The following is a 21,544-nucleotide window of genomic DNA, read 5'->3' as shown; positions in this document are numbered from 1 at the left end:
CTGGCACCGTGCAGAGAAGTGTCGAGAACATCGTTTGATCCCGGTCACCATCGTCTCCGGCTTTCTGGGCGCCGGTAAAACCACGCTGCTGAACAACCTGTTGCGCAACACCATGGGCGTGCGAATCGGCGTGGTAGTCAACGACTTCGGTGCGATCAACATCGACGCCATGCTGGTGGCGGGCCAGATCGACTCGACCATGACGATGTCCAATGGGTGCTTGTGCTGTGCCGCCGACGCCGATGAACTGGGCGGCATGCTGACGTCTCTTGCGGGCCGCGATATCGATGCCATCGTCATCGAGGCGAGCGGGCTGGCCGAGCCGTTGCCTTTGGTGCGCATGGTGCTCGCGGCGGCCGCTGACGATGACCGGATTGGTTATGGGGGACTGGTCACCGTCGTCGACACCGCCCAATACGAGGACGTCGCCACCCGGTACCCGGAGATTGCTCAGCACCTGTCTTTGGCAGACTTGGTGGTCCTCAACAAGATTGACCTCGCCGATGCAGGCGACCGCACCTACTTGCGGGCCGTTGTCAAGGAACGCAACCCGCGTGCGGCGATCGTGGAGACCACCGGTGCCGTCGTCGATCCGCGGCTGCTGTTCGACAAGAAGGAACGCCCGGAGCCGGTCGGCCAGCTTTCGCTTGAGGACCTCATCCGTGAGGAACATGACCACGACCATCATGCACACCACCACTACGAGACGGTGGAGTTCGCCACGGAGCAGTCACTGCATCCGCGGCGGCTCATCGAGTTTCTCGACAGCCAGCCTGTAGGTGTGTACCGCATCAAGGGTGTGGTGCGGCTGGGCGACAAGACCCTGGCCGTGCACACCGTGGGGGACCACATCAGTATCGACAAGGCGCCCCGACGAGCTTCCGGTGCACGCCTGGTTCTTATCGGTACCCACCTGGACGGCGACACCATCACCGACCGTCTGCACACCCTCGTTGACGACCCGCCGGACCCCGAGCTGGAACGGTCGATGCTGGTCCTGGGAAAGTATTTGCGCTAATCAGACGCCGCGTCTACTGTTGCTTCTCATGCAGCGTCTTCTCGTAGTAGCTACCCGCAGCGGGGTCTGATCCAGACCGACCCCTCGCTGTGGGTCGAAGCTACTACCTGTCGGTCACCTTCCATTTCGAATGAAAGACCGGCACATGCACTCCCCAACAACAATTTCTAAGCATTCAGATCCGTTCGCGTCCCGCTTCGGTGTTCGGCTGCCGCGCGGGCTGCGCGAAGAGGCTGGCAACATGTCCTGGACCTCGCTCTGCCACACCTATGAGCGAAGCGCGGGTCCGCTACGAGTGGGACAGTGGTCAGAGACCGACGGCATCTACCAGGCGACGCTCGCGATCGGTGAGCGCATCGAGTCGTCGACCGCCGCCGCCTCCGGCCCCTTAGCGGCGCTGACCGCCATGCTGTCCGAGCGGGGGATACGGATGGAGACCCTCAACTTCCACCAGCTGCACGACGGCGATCAGACATTCACCTTCGTGCGTGGCACCAACGGAACCAGCACCGCCTGGGCGATGGGTCGAGGACTCGATGCCACCACCTCATCGCTCAAGGCGGTCACCGCCTGCGCCAATCGCCTCAGCGTGTAGTTGCTCGCTTACTTCAAGGGACGCAGCATGATTGGCATGCCGTCGATCGGCAGCGGCATACCTGCGTAGTCCCAATGGGCCTGATAGTTCGGATCTGCCAGTTCAAACCGATAGCGCCGAAGCAGGCGGTGCATGATGGCCTTGACCTCCAGCTGGCCGAACATCATGCCGATGCATTTGTGTGCTCCACCGCCGAACGGTGCGAATGCGTACCGGTGACGCTTGTGCTCCGATCGCGGTTCTGAGAAACGGTCGGGATCGAACTTCTCCGGGTCCGTCCACAGCTCTGGCAGGTGGTGGTTCATGCCCGGCCAGATGTTGATCATGGTGTTGGCGGGTATGTGGTACCCGAGCAGGTCGGTATCGCGCACCGTCGAGCGGACATTGAACGGCAGCGGTGTGACGAGGCGCAGGGCCTCGTTCATCACCAGGTCGAGGCTCTCCAACTTCTCCAGCGAGTCGATGTCCAAGGGGCCGTCACCGAGACGGTCCGATTCATCGCGAACCCGGTCCTGCCATTCGGGGTTGGCGGCCAGGTAGTAGGCCATCGTGGTGGTGGTCGACGTGGTGGTGTCGTGCGCGGCCATCATCAGGAAGATCATGTGGTTGACGATGTCCTTGTCCGAGAAGGCCTCGCCCTCGTCGGTGACGGAGTGACATAACGCGGTTAACATGTCCGCGCCCGAATCCTTCTGGCGCGCAATGGCAACGCGCTCGGTGAAATACTCCTCGAGCAGCTTGCGACCCTCCAGGCCCTGCCACCACTTGAAGGGTGCCAGGTTGAACCGGAAGATGGCGCCACCGGCTCGAGTGGTGGCCACGAAGGCCTTGTTCACCTTCTCGAGTCGATCGTGTTGTGCGCCGGGCTCGTTACCCATGAAGACCACCGATGCAATGTCGAGGGTCAGCTCCTTGATGGCGGGGTAGAAGAGAAACCGGCCGTCATTGGTCGGCCAGTCGGCGACGATATCGTCTGCGACCCTGTCTATCTGCTCCACGTACCCGGCCAGGCGGCTGCGCAGGAACGCCTGCTGCATGATGAGCCGATGCTCACGGTGCTCCTGGAAATCCAGCAGCATCAGTCCGCGGCTGAAGAAGGGGCCGATCACCGGAACCCAGCCCTGCTGTGAAAAGTCCTTGTTCGGGTTGCTGAAAACTGCTTGTGTCGCATCGGGTCCGAGCGCCACCACGACCTTGCCGATCGGGGTTTGGGTCCAGCTCACCGGTCCGCGTTTGTCGTACGTGTCCAACACCCAGTCGATACCGCCGCGGAACATCTCGATCATGTGGCCGACCAGCGGCAGACCCTTATCGCCCATTGCCGGCTTCAAACCACTACCCGGCGGCGGCGGGGCTAGCTCGGTCATGGGCCAGTCGCGGTTGTTCAGCCAATTCTCGGCGTAGCCCAGCCCCGGAAGCGTGTTCATCGTCGGGAGACGCCGTTTGGCCTGGTCGATGAGGTAATCGGTGCTGTTGATCGTCGCCATTGGGCGTGGCTCCTTCGCTCGCGGCGGCACGTCGATGTGCTCCAGCTCATCTTTGCCGCAGAACTTGACGGGTGTCAAGTTCTGTTTCATGCGGCGTTTCGCCGTGAGGTGCCCGCCTGCGGTCAGAAGCGGTCAGCGAGCGGGCGCAGCACAATCGGCATGCCGTCGATCGGCACCGGCATGCCGCCGTAGTCCCAATGCGGCTGATAGTCCGGCCGCGCGAGTTCGAGCCGGTACTTGCGCAACAGCCGGTGCATGACGGCCTTGATCTCCAACTGTCCGAACACCATGCCGATGCATTTGTGGGCGCCGCCGCCGAACGGTGAAAATGCGTAGCGATGGCGCTTGTGCTCGTTACGCGGCTCGGCGAACCGCGCGGGATCGAATGTGTTCGGATCCGTCCACAATTCGGGTAGCCGGTGATTCATGCCGGGCCACAGCATGATCATCGTGTCCTTCGGGATGAAATGCCCCAGCAGCTCGGTGTCGCGGACCGTCGATCGGACGTTGAACGGCAGCGGTGTGACGAGGCGCAGGGCCTCGTTCATCACCAGGTCGAGGGTCTCGAGCTTCTCGAGGGAATCGATATCCAGCGGGCCGTCGCCCAGACGGGCAGATTCGTCACGCGCCCGCTCCTGCCATTCCGGATGTGCGGCAAGGTGATACGCCATCGTCGTCAACGTTGACGTCGACGTGTCGTGCGCGGCCATCATGACGAAGATCATGTGGCTGACGATGTCGTCATCGGTGAACCGCTCGCCATCATCGGTGACCACATGACACAGTGCCGTCAGCATGTCGGTACCCGAATCCTTCTGGCGCGCAATCCGTACCCGCTCACTGAAGTAGTCCTCGAGTACCTTGCGTCCTTGCAGCCCGCGCCACCATTTGAACGGGCGCGCCGAGAACCGGAGTATCGCGCCGCCGGCTCGGGTGGTGTCGACGAATGCCTGATTCACCCTCTTGAGTCGGTCCTTGTCGGCACCCGGCTCATTGCCCATGAACACCACTGACGCGACGTCGAGTGTCAGTTCCTTCATCGCCGGGTGGAACAGGAACCTGGAGTCGTTGGTAGGGAAGTCGGCAACGATCGCACTGGCGACGTTGTCGATGTGTTCCACATAGCCGGCCAGCCGCGTGCGGACGAACGCCTCCTGCATGATGCGGCGGTGCTTGTGGTGTTCCTGGAAGTCCAACAGCATGAGGCCCCGCTTGAAGAACGGCCCGATCACCGGCACCCAGCCCTCTTGCGAGTAATCCTTGTTCTTGTTGGTGAAGACTTCCTGTGTCGCGTCCGGGCCCAGCGCTGCGACCGATCGCAGGATCGACGAGCCAGACCAGATGAGCGGCCCCTTGTTCTGGTACATCCACTGCACGTAATCGGGCCCGCCCCGGAACAGCTCGACCATGTGCCCGATGACCGGTAGGCCCCAGTCGCCCATGACGGGCTTGAGATCGCTGCCCACCGGGGGCTCGGCGAAGGGAATCTGCTTCCACTCGTACGCCTTCAGGCGTTTCTCGACAAAACCTAGACCGGGCAGGGTGCTGAGGGTCGGCAGGCGACGTTTGGCCTGGTCGATGAAGTATTCGGTGCTGCTGATCGTCGCCATTGGGGATGGCTCCTTCGCTCGCCGTGAGCACGCCGATGTGCTCTGACTCATCCTCGACACAGAACTTGACGGGTGTCAAGTTCTGCTCGTACCGTATTTCAGTGCAAACTAGGCAGGTGGCCAGTCCAGCGCGCACAGGCACGCAGACCCGTGGTGATCGTCAGCGTGACGCGATCATGACGGCCGTGGCCGAGCTCATCGCCGAGAACCACAGCTTCGCCGACCTCTCGGTCAGCGCGATCAGCGAGCGGGCCGGAGTCGGCCGGTCGGGGTTCTATTTCTACTTCGACAGCAAGTACTCGGTACTCGCGCAGATGGTCGGCGACGCCTTCGCCGAGCTCGATGAACTAACCCACTACTTCGCGCCGCGTGGTGACACCGAGACTCCCGAGCAGTTCGCCAACCGCATGGTGGGCAGTGCCGCCGCGTCGTTCGCGCACAGTGACCCGCTGATGAAGGCGTGCCAGGAGGCGCGGATCACCGATTCCACGATCGCCGGGCTGCTCGACGATCTGACCGACGTCGTTATCGAGAAGATCCTCCGGATCGCCGAGATCGAGGTGAATGAACGCGGCGCGCAACCTATTTCGGATGACCTGCCGGCGTTGGTGCGCTCGCTGGTGGCGCTTACCGCAATGACTGTGTCAGGTGACAGTGCGTTCGTCGGGCGTGACACCGATCCCGGACGGGCGCTCGGGATCATCGAAACTCTATGGCGTGTCAGCCTTTTGGGGCGCTAGCTTAGTCGTCTCGGACCGGAGCGGCCGCACTGTGCGGAGAACGCCGTAGCCGATTCCGCCGAGGACGGCGAGCGCACCAAGCCACGGGAGTAGCAGCCCGAACAGCAGCAGCACGCTGCCGCCCGCCGCGACCAACCCATCCCAGCCGCGCTCGATCTGTCCGAAGAATCCTTGGTACTTGGGCGGTGTCGGCGGGAGGCCGACCTCCTCGGCGAGGAATGTGACGTCGACCGAGCTGTAGGCGACCTGATCTCCGAGCTGGTTGCGCTGCGCCCGCAGGCTGTCGAGGTCGGCCTGCCGCTTGGACAACTCGTTCTCGGCCTTGATCAAGGCGTCGGTGTCCTTGGAATCACGCATGATCACCAGCAGCCGGTCGACGGAAGTCTGCAGCGCCGCGATTCTGGCATCCAGGTCGACTCGCTGCGAGGTCACATCGTCGCTCTTGGTGTCGGCGGATTTGACCTTCCCCAACTCCTTGAGATCGCGAAGAACGCCGTCGAGCTTGGCGGCGGGGACACGCAGCACGATGGAGGTGCGCGCGCGGCCCGATCCCGATCCGGCGTCCTCCGAGCGGCTCTCCACCCGGCCATTGGCCGATTCGGCGAGGCCGGCCGCCTTGTCGGCGGCCTCGGACGGGTTGGGGACGGTGATCGTCATCGATCCGGTCTTGACGATGTCCCGCTTGGCCTCGGTCGGCGGGCCGTATTGAGGGGCCTGTTGCGCCGAGTCGCGAAGCGGGGCCGCCGCAGGCTGCTGATAGGTGGGCGCTTGCGTGGCGGTGTAGCCGCCGCCTTGGGTGCCTTCGCTATGGGAAGTCCTGCCACCGGAGCATGCCAGTGATGCCATGAGTACTACTGCAATTGTAGTTGCCCAAGGTAACCACCTTCGGCGAGATTGCGTGATATCAATCGACATCTCTCGAAGGTACCGTTTGCTATTGGACCGCGCAGAAATTCCCGAATGACGGCCGGTACGGTTCAGTAATGGCATACGACTTCACCGGTAAGCGATGCTTCGTCACGGGAGCCGCCAGCGGTATCGGGCGGGCCACTGCGCTGCGTCTGGCGCGGGAGGGTGCCGAGCTGTTTTTGACCGACCGTGCGGCCGACGGTTTGGAGTCCGCCGTGCAAGAGATCACGTCCGCCGGGGGCAAGGTCAGTGCCTACCGTGCGCTCGATATCTCCGACTATGACGCGGTGGCGGCTTTCGCCGCCGACATCCTCGCGGCCCACCCGAGTATGGACGTCCTGCTCAATATTGCGGGGATATCCGTGTGGGGATCCGTGGACAGGCTCAGTCATCAGCAGTGGCGCTCGGTGGTCGATATCAACCTGATGGGGCCGATCCATGTCATCGAGAGCTTCGTGCCCGCGATGATCAAGGCACGTAACGGCGGCCAGATCGTGAACGTGTCATCGGCGGCCGGGTTGGTGGCCCTGCCGTGGCATGCCGCCTACAGCGCCAGTAAGTACGGTCTACGCGGTGTCTCGGAGGTGCTGCGCTTCGACCTGGCGCGCTACAAGATCGGTGTCACGGTGGTGGTGCCGGGCGCCGTCAACACCCCGCTGGTGCGCACCGTCGACATTGCCGGCGTGGACCGCGACAACCCCGACGTGAGCAAGTGGATGAATCGGTTCGTCGGGCATGCGGTCACGCCCGAGAAGGTGGCCGACCGGATCCTGTACGGCATTCGGCACAACCGGTACCTGGTATACACATCCATCGACATCAGGGCGCTGTACCTGTTCAAGCGCTCTCTTTGGTGGCCGTACAGCATGGCGATGCAAGGGGTCAACCGCATCTTCGTCAAAGTAATGCGGTCCGGGATGGCTACCTCGGAGTCGGAGAACCCCTAACGCCACCAGCCGTCGAACGGGGTGACGGGCACCGTGCGCTTGTGCCGGGTCTGCAGATACCACCGTTCGATGCGTTCGGCAGCTTCGACGGTGACCGCCTTGCCTTCCAGATAGTCGTCGATTTGCGCATAGGTGACACCGAGCGCGACCTCGTCGGGGAGCGCCGGCCGGTCATCCTCCAGGTCGGCGGTGGGCACCTTGTGCGAGATGCTCTGTGGGGCGCCGAGGTGGGAAAGAATTTGTGCGCCTTGGCGTTTGGTGAGTCCCGTCAGCGGGGTGACGTCGACGCCACCGTCGCCGAACTTGGTGAAGAAGCCCGTGACGGCCTCAGCGGCGTGGTCGGTGCCGACCACCAGCAGCCGGTGCTGACCGGCCACCGCATACTGGACCACCATCCGCTCCCGGGCCTTGATATTGCCGCGCACGAAGTCGGACGGCGTCTCGCCGAGTGCGTCCGCGACGGCGTCGGCGGCGGCATCGGAGGTGTCCTTGACATTGACGACGATGGTGCGATCTGGGTCGATAAACCTAAGGGCCACTTGGGCATCGGACTCATCGGCCTGCACGCCGTAGGGTAACCGCACGGCGGTGAACTCGGCCTCGACACCTTCGAGTCGCGACTCCTGTGCCGCCAGCTGGCACAGACGACCGGCCAGCGCGCTGTCCTGACCGCCGGAGATGCCGAGCGCGAATCCGGCTGTCCCGCTGACCCTTAGATAGTCCTTGAGGAACCCGACTCGTCGCGACACCTCGGCGGCCGGGTCGATCGTGGGGGAGACGTCGAGGGCGGACCGGATCTCTTCGCGAAGGCTCATGGCCCGACTGTAGAACGCCCGGTCAGCGCGTGCACAGCTTGCACACCAGGTCCTCCCACGCATCGCCGAGCTGAGTCAACGAGTGACCTTTGGCGTGGGTGGCGAAGTGCACGTATCCGGGATCGATTATCGACATCAGGGCGTGGGTCTGCGCGTCGAGGTCTCCGGTGCATTCGAGCTGGGACAGCAGCGCCCGGACGTGTGTGCGGACGAGGATCGTCGGCGGTGCGTTGTACCAGGCATCGGTGTCGGCGGTGGTGGCGCGCGCCAGCTCGAGGTGCCGTTCCAGGAAGGCGAGCCGAGCTCGTCCGAACGCGATGAGCCGGGTCAGCGGAGGCGCATCGGGGCCCAGGGGCGGTGGCCCGAACATGAATGCCTGCTGTTCGATGTGCTCTTCATGGTCGAGTAGCGCCAGCAGCAGTCCGGTGCGGCTGCCGAAGCGGCGGAAGAGTGTTCCTTTGCCCACGCCCGCAGCGTTGGCGACGGCATCCATCGACATGTGGTCCGGACCGACGTCGTCGAGGATCTGGCGTGCCGCCTCGAGAAGGCGCACGCGGTTGCGGGTGGCGACGGCACGTTCCCGGGCAGGATTCTGCGCAAGGTCGACAGAAAGCAGGGGTATTTCTTGACCAGGCATAACACCTCGATTCTAGCGCCGGTGAAATAAACGGACTACGGTCCGTATTGTATAACGTGACAAAGGGCCTCGATAGGGGTGCGACATCGCGCCTCGCTGATGGAAGGGTGAGCAACCATGGCAGATAAGAACGTGCTGGCAATCGTCGGAAGCCTCCGCAAGGCATCGCTCAATCGGCAGCTCGCAGAGGCTGCCGCCGAGAACGCGCCGGCCGGTGTGAGTGTGAGCATTTACGAGGGGCTGAGCGATCTTCCGCATTACAACGAGGACATCGACGGTGATGGTGGTGCACCTGCGGCCGCCGAGGCCCTGCGGGTGGCTGTCGCTGGCGCCGACGCGGTGCTGTTGGTCAGCCCCGAGAACAACGGCACTATCTCGAGCTCGCTGAAGAATGCGATCGACTGGTTGTCGCGCCCCTTCGGTTCTAGCGTCTTCAAGGGCAAGCCGACCATCGTGATCGGGACCTCGGCGGGCCGCTACGGCGGCATCTGGGCGATCGACGAGACCCGCAAGGCGGCCGGGATTGCGACCGCGAACGTCCTCGAGGACGTCAAGCTGGCGGTGGCCTCCTCGGCCTTTGATGGCAAGCACCCGCGTGAGCACGCCGAGACGGTTGCCGAGCTGACCAAGGCGTTGGATGCGCTGACAGCCGATTCTGACAGCTGATTTGTCGCGGCCGATTGACGGTCATGCCCGGTATCCGTGCCGGGCATGACCGTTCTCTTTACGCGCTAGTTGATCCGGCCCATGTTTCTTTCATGGCGGAGACCGAGGCGACGCTGATGGCACAAATCACCAGCAGCATCAGTCCGACGGCCCAGCTGCCCAGAGTGCTCTGTAGCGGGCCGGCGATCAACGGCGGGATGGCGCCGCCGAACACACCGGCCACGTTGAACGCCACGCCGGTGCCGCTGTAGCGGGTGCCCACGGGATAGGACTCTGGAAGGAAGCTCGCCATCGGTCCGAAGGCGAGCCCGAACAGCACATAGGTGAGCACCATGGCAGCCAGATAGGCCCAGAATGGACCGCTGGCCAACAAGGGAGTGACCAGTAGCGTCCACGGGAGTATGAGCGCCATGCTGGTCAAGATCACCCGGCGCCGGCCCAGTCGGTCGCTGAGGATTCCGCCCACAGCGGCGGACACCATGAGAACCACGGCCCCGAGCACGCCGGCGGTGAGTATGGCCGCGCGGGAGAAGTGCAACTCCGATCTCGCGAAGCCGGGGAAGTAGGTATTGGTCATGAAGGACAGCGTGAAGATGATCAGCATCGTCCCGCAGGTCAGTACCAGGGTGCGGGGGCTCTCCGTCATCACATGCCGCAGAGGCGATTTCACCAGCTTGTCCTGAGCTTTCGCCTGGGCGAACTCTGGCGTCTCGGCGATATGGAGCCGGATGTACAGACCGACCGCCACCAGGAGCCCGCTGGCGATGAAGGGCACTCGCCATCCCCACGACAGGAATGCCGGACTGTCTTCTCCGACCGTGATGCTGACGATGAGGAAGACCAGGCTGCTGAGCAGTAGCCCGGTTGAGCTTCCGATCGGCACGGCGGTCGCGGCACGACCTCGCACGCTGCTTGGCGAGTACTCGGAGGAGAGCAGTGCCGCCCCGCTCCATTCGCCGCCGACCGCAATGCCTTGCACGAGTCGCAGCAAGACAATGGCTGTCGGTGCGGCCGCCCCGATCGAGGCGGCGCCGGGAACCATGCCGACCGCCATGGTGGCGAGCCCCATGGTGATGAGGGTGACCACCAAGGTTCCCTTGCGGCTGAAGCGGTCCCCGTAGTGGCCGAACAGAGCGGCGCCAACGGGCCGTGCCAGAAAAGCGGTGCTGAAGGTGGCTATGGAGGCGAAGAGCGCCAAAGAATGGCTGAGATTCGGGAAAAAGACGGCGGGGAAGACGAGTGCGGCCGCCGTGCCGTAGATATAGAAGTCGTAGAACTCGATGGCCGACCCGACCGCGCTGGCCATGAACACTCTGCGGGGGCTGACGCCTCCGCCCGTCACGTGCTGCTGCGGCTCCGCGGGGGATGACGTCATCGAGGGGCGATCCGGCTCGGTTCCATGCGTGGCAGCTTAGGGTGCACGAGCGCGAGACTGTCGGTCATGCCCGGTAGCTTGCCGGGCATGACCGTTCTCGTCACCGGCGCCACCGGAAACATCGGCCGGAAGGTCGTTGATCATCTAGTTGACCTGGGCGTCAGCGATATTCGAGCATTGACCACCTCGCCGGAGAAGGCGGCGCTGCCGGATGGGGTGACGCCTGTTCTCGGATATCTCGGCGAGCTGCAGAGCCTTGCGGGCGTGTTCGATGGCGTTGAGCGGATGTACTTGGCACCGCTGCCGTCTACTGCCGCGGCGGTGCTTGAGTTGGCGAGCGCGGCCGGGGTGATGCATGTGGTGGCGCTGGCCGGGGATGCTAGCCACACCAGCCGAAACGGGCAACGCATCATTGGTATCCCAAAGCCGTAGCGCTCTAGGTCGGCTCGATGAAGAGGGTTTCGGCAACCTTGAACAACATTGACTGAACAATTGTCCGCTGGTAGAGGCGGAAATGATCTTGGTATCTGCACCACGGAAAGAGGCGCTGTGAACATTGTTTGCCACCGATGCTGACGCGATCTTGATTCGTCGCTTATGCTGGGCTGATTGTTGGGTCGCAATGCTTGTCGTGGTTGCGGGTGTCGGGAAGGTGAACTGTCGGTGAGTTCCGTAGACCGTGATGTGACTGAGGCAACAAACGTTCTGACGTGCCGCGATCTAACCCATTCCAGCGAACCACAGGTGGCACCGGTCGCGGAGGCCTCGTCAACGGCCGATACCGCTCGCCGGGTCGCGGCTGTTTTCGCTGGGGCAGTGTTGACGGTGGCGGCAGTCGCCGGTCTGCACAGCCTGTACCGGGCCGGTGGCGATGTCGCGGCCTGGGGTATCTGGATCGTGCTACTGCTGGCCGCAATGACCGCCCTGGCAGGTGGCATCAAGCTCGCCATGTGGGGACTTGGGCCGGTGATCGATGCGGTGTCCGCGACAGGTAGGGAACGGCTCTCTGAGCCGGTGCAGGCCGTAATCGCTGCTGTTGGGGTGATTGTCGGTGCGCTGGGTATGTGGTGGACGCTGCGCGGCGGCTACAGCAGCTGGTGGCAACACCTTTCGGGAGAACCCCGCTGGACACTGCTACTCGGGGCAGGGCAGATGCTGGTGGCGGTGCTGGCGGGGGCCGCGTTGTTCACGGGCGGCAAGTACCTGACCAGCCTGGCCAAAGAGGTATTGACCGATGCCGGAATGCTTGGTGCACGCGACCGCGCCACCGATACCGATACCGATACCGAAAGCGTTGGGGCACACCGCCACACGGCAGCCAAAGCCTCTGGTGGCGACGAAAAGCTATGGCATCCGGGCCTGCTGGCGGCGTTGATCGGTGGCGGGGCAGGTTTGGTGCTGCTGACCGCTGGGATCACACCCCGGCTGTATGTGTGGATCACCGGACCCGACGTGCTTCCGGCTGTTGCGGCGATTGCGGCCACGCTGGTGTGGGCGATTGGGTCGAATCTGGGGTGGTGGAAAGGCCTGGCCGGTCTGTACACGTGGGCCACGGATGCCTCCCAGAAAGCTGGCGCTGTTGCTGGTGTTGTCGCGGTGCTGATGTTCTCGGCAAGCGGTCTGGGTCTGGGATGGTTCACTCCGGCCACCGTGCCGCAGGCCCATGCGGCATGCCCACCCGATTGCGGTGGTCCGGGCGGGAACGACGGTCCTCCTGGGGGTGGGCAGATGTTTCAGCCGCCCAGTCAAGGTGGGCAACAGATGCCCGACTATCAGGGCGGTATGAATCAGCCGCCGATGGATCAAAACGGCTCGATATCGATCTATAATACTCAGGCGCCCTCGATCAGCAATAACGGTGCTAACGGGTCCAGTGGGCAGCAGGGTCCTCAGCAGGGGTGGGATCAGCCCGCGCACGGCAGCCAGATCCCGGACTATCAAAACGCAACCCCGTACACCCAAGGACCGGGCAAGCCGAATCCAGATTTCAACGGCGGACAAACCAACCCCGGCAGCAATGCGGGATCGCAAGGCGGGCAAGCCAACCAAGGCGCGCAGAGCGGTAACCAGGGTGCTCAACAGCCCCAGCCGCCGTCGCAGAACAGCGGCCAGCAGCCACCCCAAAACCAGCCGCCGCAGAACAATAGCGGGCAGGAGCCCAACCAGTCTGATCAGCAGCGCCTTGATGAGTTGACCCGGCAGCTACAGGACCAACAGCAGCAGGGCACCCAGGACCGCCAGCGCATTGATGATCTGACCAAACAACTCCAAAATCAGCAGGGGCAGCAGAAGCAGAACGGCAATCAGAAGCTCCCCAAGGCCCCGTCTAAGGACAAAAAGAAGGACGACAAGAAGGACGAGCAGCAGGATCGAGACGAGCAATCTGGCACAACGGATCTGGCGTCGCTTCTGCTCGGCGCAGGCTCCACACGGCGGCGCAAACAAGACGAGCAGGAGCAGGGCCCGGATACGCAAGCGCTCGGTCAGGATGCATCCCAAGCGGTGCAAGGGCTTCCGGGCGATATCCAGACTTATGTGCAGTCGGGGCAGCAGATCGGCGAATCATCCGGGCAGGCCGCCCAAGGTTTCGGATCAGCGGCTCAGGCCGGTGCCTCGCTGGCCTCTAGCGCCCAGTCTGGGGCGGTGAACCCGCAGGACGCCATCACTCTGGTGCAGGGCGTTTCCCAAGGCATTCAGGGCACGGCTGATGCGGTGAACGCGGGCAGTCAGATCGTGAAAACCGCTCAGGGAGAAGCCGATCAGGTCGCCCAGGCGGTCGGGGATGCTAACCCGCAGCTGAAACCGCAGACCGAACAGTTCACCCAGCTCAATGACACTGTGTCGAAGGGGACTGAGGGTGTCGGCCAGGTCGCCAGCGGCGTCTCTCAGCTGTCCGGCGCGGTGAATACCGTCTCCAGCCTCGGGACTTCCGGCATGCCAGACACCTCCGGTGCCACGGATGCACTGTCGGGGACCGCTACCGCCGTGGATGTCCAGAAACCACCCACACCACCGTCCCCGCCGTCCCAGTCACCGCCACCGAGTGCACAGGCGTTGGACAACACAACCACCCGCGCACCCCAGCAGCCACCTCAGCCGTCAAACCCCCAGCCGCAAAACCCGAATCCTGATGCGGGCAGTCTGCGAGGGCTGCTGGAGCCTGTTCCTTCGGCCGATCAGGTGGGCAGACAACTTGATTTGGTGAACCAAGCCCAGGAACGGGTTAAGGCGGCGCAGGCTCTGGTGGATCGTTCGGCGTCGCAAACTTATACGTCCCCGCAGAATGCTCCCAGTGTTGATGATGTGAAACGGCAGGGGCAGTCGCTGTTCGATGCCCGCAGCGAGCTCACCGATCAAACGATTGCCTTGGCGCAGATGAATCAGCGGCTCGTCAATAACGGCCAGTCGCCTATCCAGGTACCGCAACTCCCGGACAACGTGTCTAGGCAGGCGTACCCGCCTGGACCGTCTAAGGCCCAGGAGTTTTCGGGGGCATGGTCTGAATTCAGCAAAAGCACGTACGGGATCGTCCCTGACATTCCTACCGACATCCGCACCGCCACCAACTTTGACCAAGCATCAGGCGCGGACAAAGCCTCCCTCGCACTGGACGGCATCAGTATCGTGCCCGGCCTGGGCGCGATAGGACGCGGACTCAAAGGCGTCGAAGGCATCAGAGGTGGTGAAGCCGCCATCCGTGCCGCAGACGACATACCTCTACCCTCAAAACCCGTCGGTACATCGGTCGTCACCGATGTCACAAAACAGGGCGGACAAGCTGTCTACCAGGGGCTCGACAACCTCGGGCGACCCACCGGCATCACCGCACGAGTCACTCCGGACATGATCGGCACCGGCGCTAAAGCGGGCAAACCGAAACCACCTGGGTGGGTGGATAACAGTGGCCTCGCGCGGGGGCACTTGTTCGCCAGACAGCTGGGCGGAGGAAAAGAAGCCGAGAACATCGTTACGCTAATCCAGCGTCCGGTGAACGCGCCTGTAATGAGTGGATTTGAGGGCGCGGTACGTACGGCGGTCGAAGGCACTAAGGACGTGCCGGGTCAAATAGTGAACTACACCGTGACCCCGCTATACAAGGGCAGTGAGTTAATGCCCGCAGCCGTACAAATCATCGCTAAAGGCGAAGACGGATTTAATCTTGCCGTCACTATATTGAACAGGTAGTCTTGAGAATGCACACGTCTGCTCCGATGGAGGAATTTCCGGATGGCTTTGATAGAAGATTTGACTGCCCTAATTGCACCTCCATACGCTGCTAGCCGTGTGACTAGGGATTGGGAGGCTATCGATGCCGATTTGGGGTTCGTAACGCCGCTTGACTATCGCGAGATCGTTGAAACGTATGGTTCCGGTAAGTTCGATGATTTCCTTATGGTGCTTATGCCTCAAGATAGCAATATTCACCTTGACCTTGGTTCTCAAATTTCAGGATGGCGCGATGCTCTTAGGATGTCCCTAGACAGCGAGAGACTGCTAGGCGTACCTCCTGCTGTGGTGCCTTATCCAATTGAATCGCTTACTGCCTGTGCGTATACCGATAATGGTGATGTCATTTACTGGTTAACTAGCGAGTCGGCAGATCCAAATGAATGGCCGGTTGTTATCCAAGCTACGCGAGACGACGAGTGGGATAAATTTGATGGATCGTTGCTTGAATTTCTAGATTCGGTTTTTAGCCAAACGTATTTCTGCCCTATTTTTCCGGATGATTTCCCGGAGCAAGATGGCAGCTATTTCACGCCGTCAGCCTAAGTCCGCGTTCGGATCTGCGATGTCGCTTATTTTAAGAGGTCGGTTTGGCCTTGCGGGGTGGGACAGGGTTGCGGTTGTTTGGCGCGCCGCGTCCGCCTAGCTGGGTACCCGTCCCAGTCAGGGCATCGTGGATGTACCCGTAAGAGTGTCCACCAGCGGCGGCTAGGGCGCGGATGCTTGTGCCAGCTTCATAGGCGGCTTTCAGTGCGGCGCGTTCCTGGGCACGTTCAACCCCGCGTGTTTTCATCCCATTCCCCGCCCCCGCAACAACTACTTAAGTGGCGGTTTGCGCAGTCTTCCACACGATCTCGATCTTCGTCGGATCGAAATAGCTACCGTCAGGCCGCCGTCCTCGCCCGATGGGCAGGATTGTGACCGTCATCAGCGTGTCAATGACCTTGCCCCGCACGTCTGCTGTGCTGTCTGTTCGGGTTCGTTTGCCGGTGAACCTCTATTGAGAAGACTTAAGAGAGCGTGTGTTGTCACTGGTCACGGGCTTGGCGATGGGTGCTGAACACCCATGTGGTGGTACTGGGCACCCATAAACAGGCCGTTCGTGGGTGCTCAGTACCCATAGGCTGCCGATATGCGCCGCTTGGCGCGTTTCTGTGCGTTCTTGCGTTCTTGCGTTCGTGCACCGGGCAGGGCTTAGTCGGTCCACCGCGTCCCGTCGCCGCCTTCTGCGCGGCGATCCACGCCTCCAAATCGGCTACGTCGTACACGCAGCGCCGACCTAGCCGATAACTGCGTGGCCCCGTGCCGGTGGCACGCCAATACCGCATCGTGGCCTCCGGTACACCGCCGAGATATGCGGCAGCCTTCTGCATGCCTAACCGTGATGGGGTCACCTGTAAAACCTTCCCTTGTCCTTGGCCCCGGAGCTATCCAAAGCCGTTGTGGGAACAAGCATTGCACCGGCTATCGGGTTCATGTGGGTACGCGGCCTCCGGGAGTGCATCGGCCTAAAACGGCTGGTATACAGCCGAATCACATTCGCGTGACTTGGCCAGAGCCATCGTGGCAGACGGGTGCGGCGGTAAGACGGGATCGGGGCCGGGCGCCTGAACCATGCTCGTACGCAAAACGTACGCAACATAGCCGTCCATAGCCATCACTCGCCGCTGTTGATCGCTAGCCTTTTATGGCACTTGAACTGCAAAGACAATGATTGTCCATCAACGGCCAATGATAGCCATATCATTAGAAATGAGTTCATGGAGAACTGCGCGATGTGGGCCGAACAGATCAAGCGCACCGGAGCCGTCCACGAACCGGAGCGACAGGTGGCTCAATCGCCGATTGCGATGGATGACATCGCACGCGTGGCTGCGGCGGTTCTTCGTGCCGGAGCTGAGCACCTGGGTAAGAAGTACCCGATTACCGGTCCGGAGGCGGTGACCCGGCAGCAGTTGGTGCAGACCATCGCCGAGGTGGCCGGTATTGATGTGCGATACGCGATCAGCTCGCCGGAAGAGGCGGTGCGCGAGCTGAGGCCGACGATGGGGGATCGGGCCCAGTGGTACGTCGACACTCTGACCGATCCCGATTTCGAACAGCCGGCGAACACCTTGGTGTCCGATCTGACCGGGTACCCGGGTACCACATTCGCGCAGTGAGTGGCCGACAACGTGGGGCTCTTCCGCTAGATCCGGGTCTGTCCCCAATTTCATCCACAGAACTCCACAGTTTCCACAGACTCGCCGGGCAATAACGTTTGCCCGATGGTGGGTGATCTGCTAGCCGGTGCCGGTGCCCGGTGGTAGACACACCATATGTTCCAGCCACTGCCTAACGCCTGGACACGCCGTGGTTGCGACACGCCCAAATTTCGACCGTGCGATGTCTCACTACCAGGGAATTTCATGAATGTTGTTCAGAACATCTTGTATAGGTTCCGATTGTCGGACACTAGGTGTAGTGTCTGGAACACCGAAAGGCCGGGAATGATCTCGAGCCGCCCGGCCCGGATTATCGCCAGATCTTCAGGCAGATCCAGGCGCTCAGCCACCACGGGCGGCAAGGAATTTTCCCGGGCGCTGGACTGCTGAAAACTTTGTTGAGATATCTACGTTCGATTCGCTGAGGAGCGCGCATGAGCATCACCGTCTACACCAAGCCTGCCTGCGTTCAGTGCAACGCGACGTACAAGGCCCTCGACAAGCAGGGCGTCGAGTACGACGTCGTGGACATCACCGAGGTTCCCGAGGCGCGCGATTACGTGATGGCGCTCGGCTACCTGCAGGCGCCCGTGGTCGTGGCCGGTGACGATCACTGGTCGGGCTTCCGTCCGGACCGCATCAAGGCACTCGTCGGTGCCGGCGTAGCCGTCTCTGCCTAGTACGTATATTTCGGCGGGATCCTGGCATGAGCCATTTGGTCTATTTCTCCAGCGTGTCGGAGAACACCCACCGCTTCGTCCAGAAGCTGGGTGTTCCCGCCACCCGGATCCCCCTGCGCGGTGACATCCAGGTTGACGACCCCTATGTCCTGATTGTGCCGACCTACGGCGGCGGGCATCCGGTGCCCGCTCAGGCCGGGGGATACATCCCCAAGCAAGTCGTCAGATTTCTCAACAACGAACACAACCGGTCTCTGATCCGAGGGGTCATCGCGGCCGGGAACACCAATTTCGGCGCGGAGTACTGCTACGCGGGCAAGGTCATCTCGGCCAAATGCGACGTGCCATATCTGTACCGATTTGAACTCATGGGCACCACGGAAGACGTGCAGCAGGTGCTCACCGGACTCGACGAATTTTGGAAGGACACACCGTGGCGCCAACCGCGACAACTGCAGAACCTGTGACCTCTGCGCACGGCTCGGCTCACGGCGAGCTGGACTATCACGCCCTTAACGCGATGCTCAATCTGTATGACGCCGAGGGCAAGATCCAGTTCGATATGGACGCCGCGGCGGCGCGGCAGTACTTCCTGCAGCACGTCAACCAGAACACGGTCTTCTTCCATAATCAGGACGAGAAGCTCGACTACCTGATCGAGAAGGAGTACTACGAGCGCGAGGTACTCGATCAGTACTCGCGCAACTTCGTCAAGTCGCTGCTAGACCGGGCGTTCGCGAAGAAGTTCCGGTTCCCGACGTTCCTGGGCGCCTTCAAGTACTACACCTCCTACACACTGAAGACCTTTGACGGAAAACGCTATCTGGAGCGTTTCGAGGACCGCGTCGTCATGGTGGCGCTGACGCTGGCCTCGGGTGACACCACGCTGGCCGAGAAACTTGTCGACGAGATCATTGACGGACGTTTCCAGCCGGCTACCCCGACATTCCTCAACTCGGGCAAGAAGCAGCGCGGCGAGCCGGTGTCCTGCTTCCTGCTGCGCATCGAGGACAACATGGAGTCCATCGGGCGTTCCATCAACTCGGCTCTGCAGCTGTCCAAGCGCGGTGGCGGTGTGGCCTTGCTGCTGACCAACATTCGTGAGCACGGCGCGCCGATCAAGAACATCGAGAATCAGAGCTCGGGTGTCATCCCGATCATGAAGCTGCTCGAAGACTCGTTCTCTTACGCCAACCAGCTGGGTGCTCGTCAGGGCGCCGGGGCCGTGTATCTGCACGCGCATCACCCGGACATCTTCCGTTTCCTGGATACCAAGCGGGAGAACGCCGATGAGAAGATCCGTATCAAGACGCTATCGCTGGGCGTGGTGATCCCGGACATCACCTTCGAGCTGGCCAAGAAGAACGAGGACATGTACCTGTTCTCGCCGTACGACGTCGAGCGCATCTACGGGGTGCCGTTCGCCGATATCAACGTCACCGAAAAGTATTACGAGATGGTCGATAACGGCCAGATCCGTAAGACGAAGATCAAGGCGCGCGAGTTCTTCCAGACCCTCGCCGAGCTGCAGTTCGAGTCGGGTTACCCGTACATCATGTACGAGGACACCGTGAACCGGGCCAACCCCATCGAGGGCAAGATCACCCACTCGAACCTGTGCTCGGAGATCCTGCAGGTGTCGACGCCGTCGTTGTTCAACGACGACCTGTCCTATGCCAAGGTGGGCAAGGACATTTCGTGCAACCTGGGCTCACTGAACATCGCCAGGACGATGGACTCGCCGGACTTCGCGCAGACCATCGAGGTGTCGATCCGCGCGCTCACCGCCGTGTCCGATCAGACCCACATCTGGTCGGTGCCCTCGATCGAGCAGGGCAACAACGATTCTCACGCCATCGGCCTGGGGCAGATGAACCTGCACGGCTACCTGGCGCGGGAGCGGATCTTCTACGGTTCCGAAGAGGGTGTGGATTTCACGAACATCTACTTCTACACCGTGCTGTACCACGCGCTGAAGGCGTCGAATCAGATCGCCGTTGAACGGGGTAAGAGCTTCGGTGGCTTCGAGAAGTCGAAGTACGCCAGCGGCGAGTTCTTCGACAAGTACACCGAGCAGGTGTGGGAACCGGCGACCGAGAAGGTCCGCCAGCTCTTCGCCGACGCCGGGATTAGCATTCCGACACAAGACGATTGGGTACGGCTGAAGGAATCTGTGCAGCAGCACGGCATCTACAACCAGAACCTGCAGGCGGTGCCGCCGACCGGCTCGATCTCGTACATCAACCACTCGACGTCATCGATTCACCCGGTGGCCTCGAAGATCGAGATCCGCAAGGAAGGCAAGATCGGCCGGGCGTACTACCCGGCGCCGTACCTGACGAACGACAACCTGGAGTACTACCAGGACGCGTACGAGATCGGCTACGAGAAGATCATCGACACCTATGCCGCGGCCACTCAGCACGTGGATCAGGGGTTGTCGCTGACGCTGTTCTTCAAGGACACCGCCTCCACACGCGATGTCAACAAGGCGCAGATCTATGCCTGGCGCAAGGGAATCAAGACGCTGTACTACATCCGGCTACGGCAGATGGCGCTGGAAGGCACCGAGGTCGAGGGCTGCGTCTCCTGCATGCTGTAGGGCATTCGACGATGAGGTGATGTCGCATGAGCGGACGAACAGTTCTTAGGTTCGCGATCATTGCACGGGATGGTCGTCGCTCTAGCGAATGGCGTGTGTGGACTGGTGATGACAAGAAGCCAAGCGACGAGGTTTATCTGGCGCCGCGCAACCAGGCTGGTGACTTCAAGGTCAGTCTGCACACGAGTGGTTACGCACAAATTGGACTGTCGAAGCCTGCGCGCGATGCGGCTCGACTCGGTGATAATCACGCCTTTTCTCGATGGGAATTGGCGGATACCGAGCTGGCGCCGGGTTGGCGACCTGGTTTTCGGATCACTTTCCCAGATAGTGAACTCATCGCTAGTCCGCCTGTACGAGCGGACTGTCTTCGCGTTGGTGTGACCGATAGCGGGATGGCGATGGCGGTGCTGGTTCTGATAGGGGAGCCAAGGGCCGCGCTACCAGATCCTTTGCGTGCTTTCTTCATCGGCGATCTTGACAGGAAGAATGGCGGACGTGTCGCGGTCTTTGGAATCCCGGTGCCATTCGACAACGCCGCATTTACGGATGCGCTGAACCACATGGTCGGCTCATGGCGGATACCGGGTCTTCGAAGCGATTTCGGGCCATACGGATGGGCGAGTTCGACCGGGCCTGGTGGCACAATCGAGCTGACGGAGTTCACCCGTGAACCTGAAGTGTCAGAATTACCTTCTCTCCCTAGCTTTCCCGGTGAGGTTCTGAATTGGCATGAAGGACTTGATGCCTTCAGCGAAGCCTCAATTTTGTGTGCTTTGCTGGTCTGCTTCTGCGACAAGGCGCCAGTTCTGTACGTAGACTTGAGATCGCGCTGTAATCATGCACACCTTGAGTACGACCTTGGTGTTCTTCTCGAATCGTATAAGCGGGGAGACTTAGATAACGGCTGGACGAGATGGTCTGACGGGAGCGCTAGTACCGGTCTAACTACTCGGCGCCGTGTTGACGACGCGGGTATCGACGCGTCGGAGTGGGCTCCGAGTCCAAGGCCTCGCAGCGCATAGCGCTCCG

Annotated in this window: 20 protein-coding genes and 1 pseudogene; 13 read left to right on the top strand and 8 right to left on the bottom strand. The window is 61.8% G+C overall.

Annotation, left to right across the window (positions count from 1 at the left end; all coding sequences use genetic code 11):
- Positions 1–34: 34 nt before the first annotated feature.
- Both MLB1_RS03445 and MLB1_RS03440 read left to right on the top strand, forming a co-directional pair.
- Positions 35–1,018: a CobW family GTP-binding protein gene (locus tag MLB1_RS03445; RefSeq protein ID WP_180748308.1), complete on the top strand. Its 984-nt coding sequence runs from the start codon at positions 35–37 to the stop codon at positions 1,016–1,018.
- Positions 1,019–1,163: 145 nt separating this feature from the next.
- Positions 1,164–1,613, top strand: coding sequence for a hypothetical protein (locus MLB1_RS03440; RefSeq protein WP_180748307.1), 450 nt, complete (start codon positions 1,164–1,166; stop codon positions 1,611–1,613).
- Between the two features lie 8 nt (positions 1,614–1,621).
- On the opposite strand, the gene MLB1_RS03435 is transcribed toward MLB1_RS03440, so the two are convergent.
- Together MLB1_RS03435 and MLB1_RS03430 are read right to left on the bottom strand one after the other, a co-directional pair.
- A complete protein-coding gene (locus MLB1_RS03435; protein ID WP_180749668.1) occupies positions 1,622–3,100 on the bottom strand; it encodes a cytochrome P450 in 1,479 nt (492 codons plus the stop codon).
- Positions 3,101–3,222: 122 nt separating this feature from the next.
- A complete protein-coding gene (locus tag MLB1_RS03430) occupies positions 3,223–4,710 on the bottom strand; it encodes a cytochrome P450 (RefSeq protein WP_180748306.1) in 1,488 nt (495 codons plus the stop codon).
- A gap of 116 nt (positions 4,711–4,826) precedes the next feature.
- Here MLB1_RS03430 and MLB1_RS03425 point away from each other — a divergent pair, with 116 nt between their 5' ends.
- On the top strand, positions 4,827–5,450 hold the full coding sequence (locus MLB1_RS03425) for a TetR/AcrR family transcriptional regulator (protein WP_180748305.1): 624 nt from the start codon (positions 4,827–4,829) through the stop codon (positions 5,448–5,450).
- Here the strand turns inward: MLB1_RS03425 and MLB1_RS03420 are convergent.
- On the bottom strand, positions 5,421–6,296 hold the full coding sequence (locus tag MLB1_RS03420; protein WP_180748304.1) for a DUF4349 domain-containing protein: 876 nt from the start codon (positions 6,294–6,296) through the stop codon (positions 5,421–5,423). The two genes, MLB1_RS03425 and MLB1_RS03420, sit on opposite strands and share 30 nt — an antisense overlap.
- Before the next feature lie 137 nt (positions 6,297–6,433).
- On the opposite strand from MLB1_RS03420, the gene MLB1_RS03415 reads away from it, so the two are divergent.
- Positions 6,434–7,306 (top strand): SDR family oxidoreductase, encoded by an 873-nt coding sequence (locus MLB1_RS03415; RefSeq protein ID WP_180748303.1) that lies wholly within the window; start codon positions 6,434–6,436, stop codon positions 7,304–7,306.
- Here the strand turns inward: MLB1_RS03415 and nadE are convergent.
- Positions 7,303–8,121 carry an ammonia-dependent NAD(+) synthetase gene (nadE, locus tag MLB1_RS03410; protein ID WP_180748302.1) on the bottom strand — a complete coding sequence of 273 codons (819 nt, stop codon included), beginning with the start codon at positions 8,119–8,121 and terminating at the stop codon, positions 7,303–7,305. The two genes, MLB1_RS03415 and nadE, sit on opposite strands and share 4 nt — an antisense overlap.
- A 22-nt stretch (positions 8,122–8,143) precedes the next feature.
- The gene (locus MLB1_RS03405) at positions 8,144–8,758 is read right to left on the bottom strand and encodes a TetR/AcrR family transcriptional regulator (protein ID WP_180748301.1); all 615 of its coding nucleotides are present in this window, start codon (positions 8,756–8,758) and stop codon (positions 8,144–8,146) included.
- 132 nt (positions 8,759–8,890) lie between these two features.
- Here MLB1_RS03405 and MLB1_RS03400 point away from each other — a divergent pair, with 132 nt between their 5' ends.
- On the top strand, positions 8,891–9,424 hold the full coding sequence (locus tag MLB1_RS03400) for an NADPH-dependent FMN reductase (protein ID WP_180749667.1): 534 nt from the start codon (positions 8,891–8,893) through the stop codon (positions 9,422–9,424).
- Positions 9,425–9,482: 58 nt separating this feature from the next.
- Here the strand turns inward: MLB1_RS03400 and MLB1_RS03395 are convergent, their stop codons facing one another.
- Positions 9,483–10,799, bottom strand: a complete 1,317-nt coding sequence (locus MLB1_RS03395; protein ID WP_180748300.1) for an MFS transporter — start codon at positions 10,797–10,799, stop codon at positions 9,483–9,485.
- 87 nt (positions 10,800–10,886) lie between these two features.
- On the opposite strand from MLB1_RS03395, the pseudogene MLB1_RS03390 reads away from it, so the two are divergent.
- From MLB1_RS03390 to MLB1_RS03380, 3 genes and pseudogenes are all read left to right on the top strand, one after another.
- A pseudogene (locus MLB1_RS03390) lies at positions 10,887–11,174 on the top strand (SDR family oxidoreductase); the annotation flags it as partial.
- 288 nt (positions 11,175–11,462) lie between these two features.
- Positions 11,463–14,984 carry a DNA/RNA non-specific endonuclease gene (locus MLB1_RS03385; RefSeq protein WP_180748298.1) on the top strand — a complete coding sequence of 1,174 codons (3,522 nt, stop codon included), beginning with the start codon at positions 11,463–11,465 and terminating at the stop codon, positions 14,982–14,984.
- Between the two features lie 42 nt (positions 14,985–15,026).
- Entirely contained in the window at positions 15,027–15,572 is a 546-nt protein-coding gene (locus MLB1_RS03380) for an SMI1/KNR4 family protein (RefSeq protein WP_180748297.1), read from the top strand.
- Positions 15,573–15,603: 31 nt separating this feature from the next.
- On the opposite strand, the gene MLB1_RS03375 is transcribed toward MLB1_RS03380, so the two are convergent.
- Positions 15,604–15,819 carry a helix-turn-helix domain-containing protein gene (locus MLB1_RS03375; protein WP_180748296.1) on the bottom strand — a complete coding sequence of 72 codons (216 nt, stop codon included), beginning with the start codon at positions 15,817–15,819 and terminating at the stop codon, positions 15,604–15,606.
- Positions 15,820–16,054: 235 nt separating this feature from the next.
- Positions 16,055–16,420 carry a helix-turn-helix transcriptional regulator gene (locus MLB1_RS24225; protein WP_371750551.1) on the bottom strand — a complete coding sequence of 122 codons (366 nt, stop codon included), beginning with the start codon at positions 16,418–16,420 and terminating at the stop codon, positions 16,055–16,057.
- Positions 16,421–16,786: 366 nt separating this feature from the next.
- Here MLB1_RS24225 and MLB1_RS03365 point away from each other — a divergent pair, with 366 nt between their 5' ends.
- From MLB1_RS03365 to MLB1_RS03345, 5 genes are all read left to right on the top strand, one after another.
- Entirely contained in the window at positions 16,787–17,188 is a 402-nt protein-coding gene (locus tag MLB1_RS03365; RefSeq protein WP_180748295.1) for a hypothetical protein, read from the top strand.
- Positions 17,189–17,664: 476 nt separating this feature from the next.
- A complete protein-coding gene (locus MLB1_RS03360) occupies positions 17,665–17,910 on the top strand; it encodes a redoxin NrdH (RefSeq protein WP_180748294.1) in 246 nt (81 codons plus the stop codon).
- Positions 17,911–17,936: 26 nt separating this feature from the next.
- Positions 17,937–18,377: a class Ib ribonucleoside-diphosphate reductase assembly flavoprotein NrdI gene (gene nrdI, locus MLB1_RS03355; protein WP_180748293.1), complete on the top strand. Its 441-nt coding sequence runs from the start codon at positions 17,937–17,939 to the stop codon at positions 18,375–18,377.
- 53 nt (positions 18,378–18,430) lie between these two features.
- Positions 18,431–20,512 (top strand): class 1b ribonucleoside-diphosphate reductase subunit alpha, encoded by a 2,082-nt coding sequence (gene nrdE, locus MLB1_RS03350; RefSeq protein WP_255485699.1) that lies wholly within the window; start codon positions 18,431–18,433, stop codon positions 20,510–20,512.
- 26 nt (positions 20,513–20,538) lie between these two features.
- Positions 20,539–21,537: a hypothetical protein gene (locus tag MLB1_RS03345; protein WP_180748292.1), complete on the top strand. Its 999-nt coding sequence runs from the start codon at positions 20,539–20,541 to the stop codon at positions 21,535–21,537.
- Positions 21,538–21,544 lie beyond the last annotated feature (7 nt).

This window comes from Mycobacteroides sp. LB1, assembly GCF_013449725.1.
In the GTDB taxonomy this organism is placed as follows: Bacteria; Actinomycetota; Actinomycetes; order Mycobacteriales; family Mycobacteriaceae; genus Mycobacterium.
Note: the sequence above shows the minus strand (reverse complement) of the source record. Positions and strands in the feature narration are given on the sequence as shown.

Coding starts and splice junctions, on each gene's coding strand:
- MLB1_RS03360 (WP_180748294.1), top strand. CDS start 17,665: ATGAGCATCACCGTCTACACCAAGCCTGCCTGCGTTCAGTGCAACGCG.
- nrdE (WP_255485699.1), top strand. CDS start 18,431: ATGCTCAATCTGTATGACGCCGAGGGCAAGATCCAGTTCGATATGGAC.
- MLB1_RS03405 (WP_180748301.1), bottom strand. CDS start 8,758: ATGCCTGGTCAAGAAATACCCCTGCTTTCTGTCGACCTTGCGCAGAAT.
- MLB1_RS03380 (WP_180748297.1), top strand. CDS start 15,027: ATGGCTTTGATAGAAGATTTGACTGCCCTAATTGCACCTCCATACGCT.
- MLB1_RS03365 (WP_180748295.1), top strand. CDS start 16,787: ATGGAGAACTGCGCGATGTGGGCCGAACAGATCAAGCGCACCGGAGCC.
- MLB1_RS03420 (WP_180748304.1), bottom strand. CDS start 6,296: ATGGCATCACTGGCATGCTCCGGTGGCAGGACTTCCCATAGCGAAGGC.
- MLB1_RS03440 (WP_180748307.1), top strand. CDS start 1,164: ATGCACTCCCCAACAACAATTTCTAAGCATTCAGATCCGTTCGCGTCC.
- MLB1_RS03430 (WP_180748306.1), bottom strand. CDS start 4,710: ATGGCGACGATCAGCAGCACCGAATACTTCATCGACCAGGCCAAACGT.
- MLB1_RS03375 (WP_180748296.1), bottom strand. CDS start 15,819: ATGAAAACACGCGGGGTTGAACGTGCCCAGGAACGCGCCGCACTGAAA.
- MLB1_RS03435 (WP_180749668.1), bottom strand. CDS start 3,100: ATGGCGACGATCAACAGCACCGATTACCTCATCGACCAGGCCAAACGG.
- MLB1_RS03415 (WP_180748303.1), top strand. CDS start 6,434: ATGGCATACGACTTCACCGGTAAGCGATGCTTCGTCACGGGAGCCGCC.
- MLB1_RS03395 (WP_180748300.1), bottom strand. CDS start 10,799: ATGACGTCATCCCCCGCGGAGCCGCAGCAGCACGTGACGGGCGGAGGC.
- MLB1_RS03345 (WP_180748292.1), top strand. CDS start 20,539: ATGAGCGGACGAACAGTTCTTAGGTTCGCGATCATTGCACGGGATGGT.
- nadE (WP_180748302.1), bottom strand. CDS start 8,121: ATGAGCCTTCGCGAAGAGATCCGGTCCGCCCTCGACGTCTCCCCCACG.
- nrdI (WP_180748293.1), top strand. CDS start 17,937: ATGAGCCATTTGGTCTATTTCTCCAGCGTGTCGGAGAACACCCACCGC.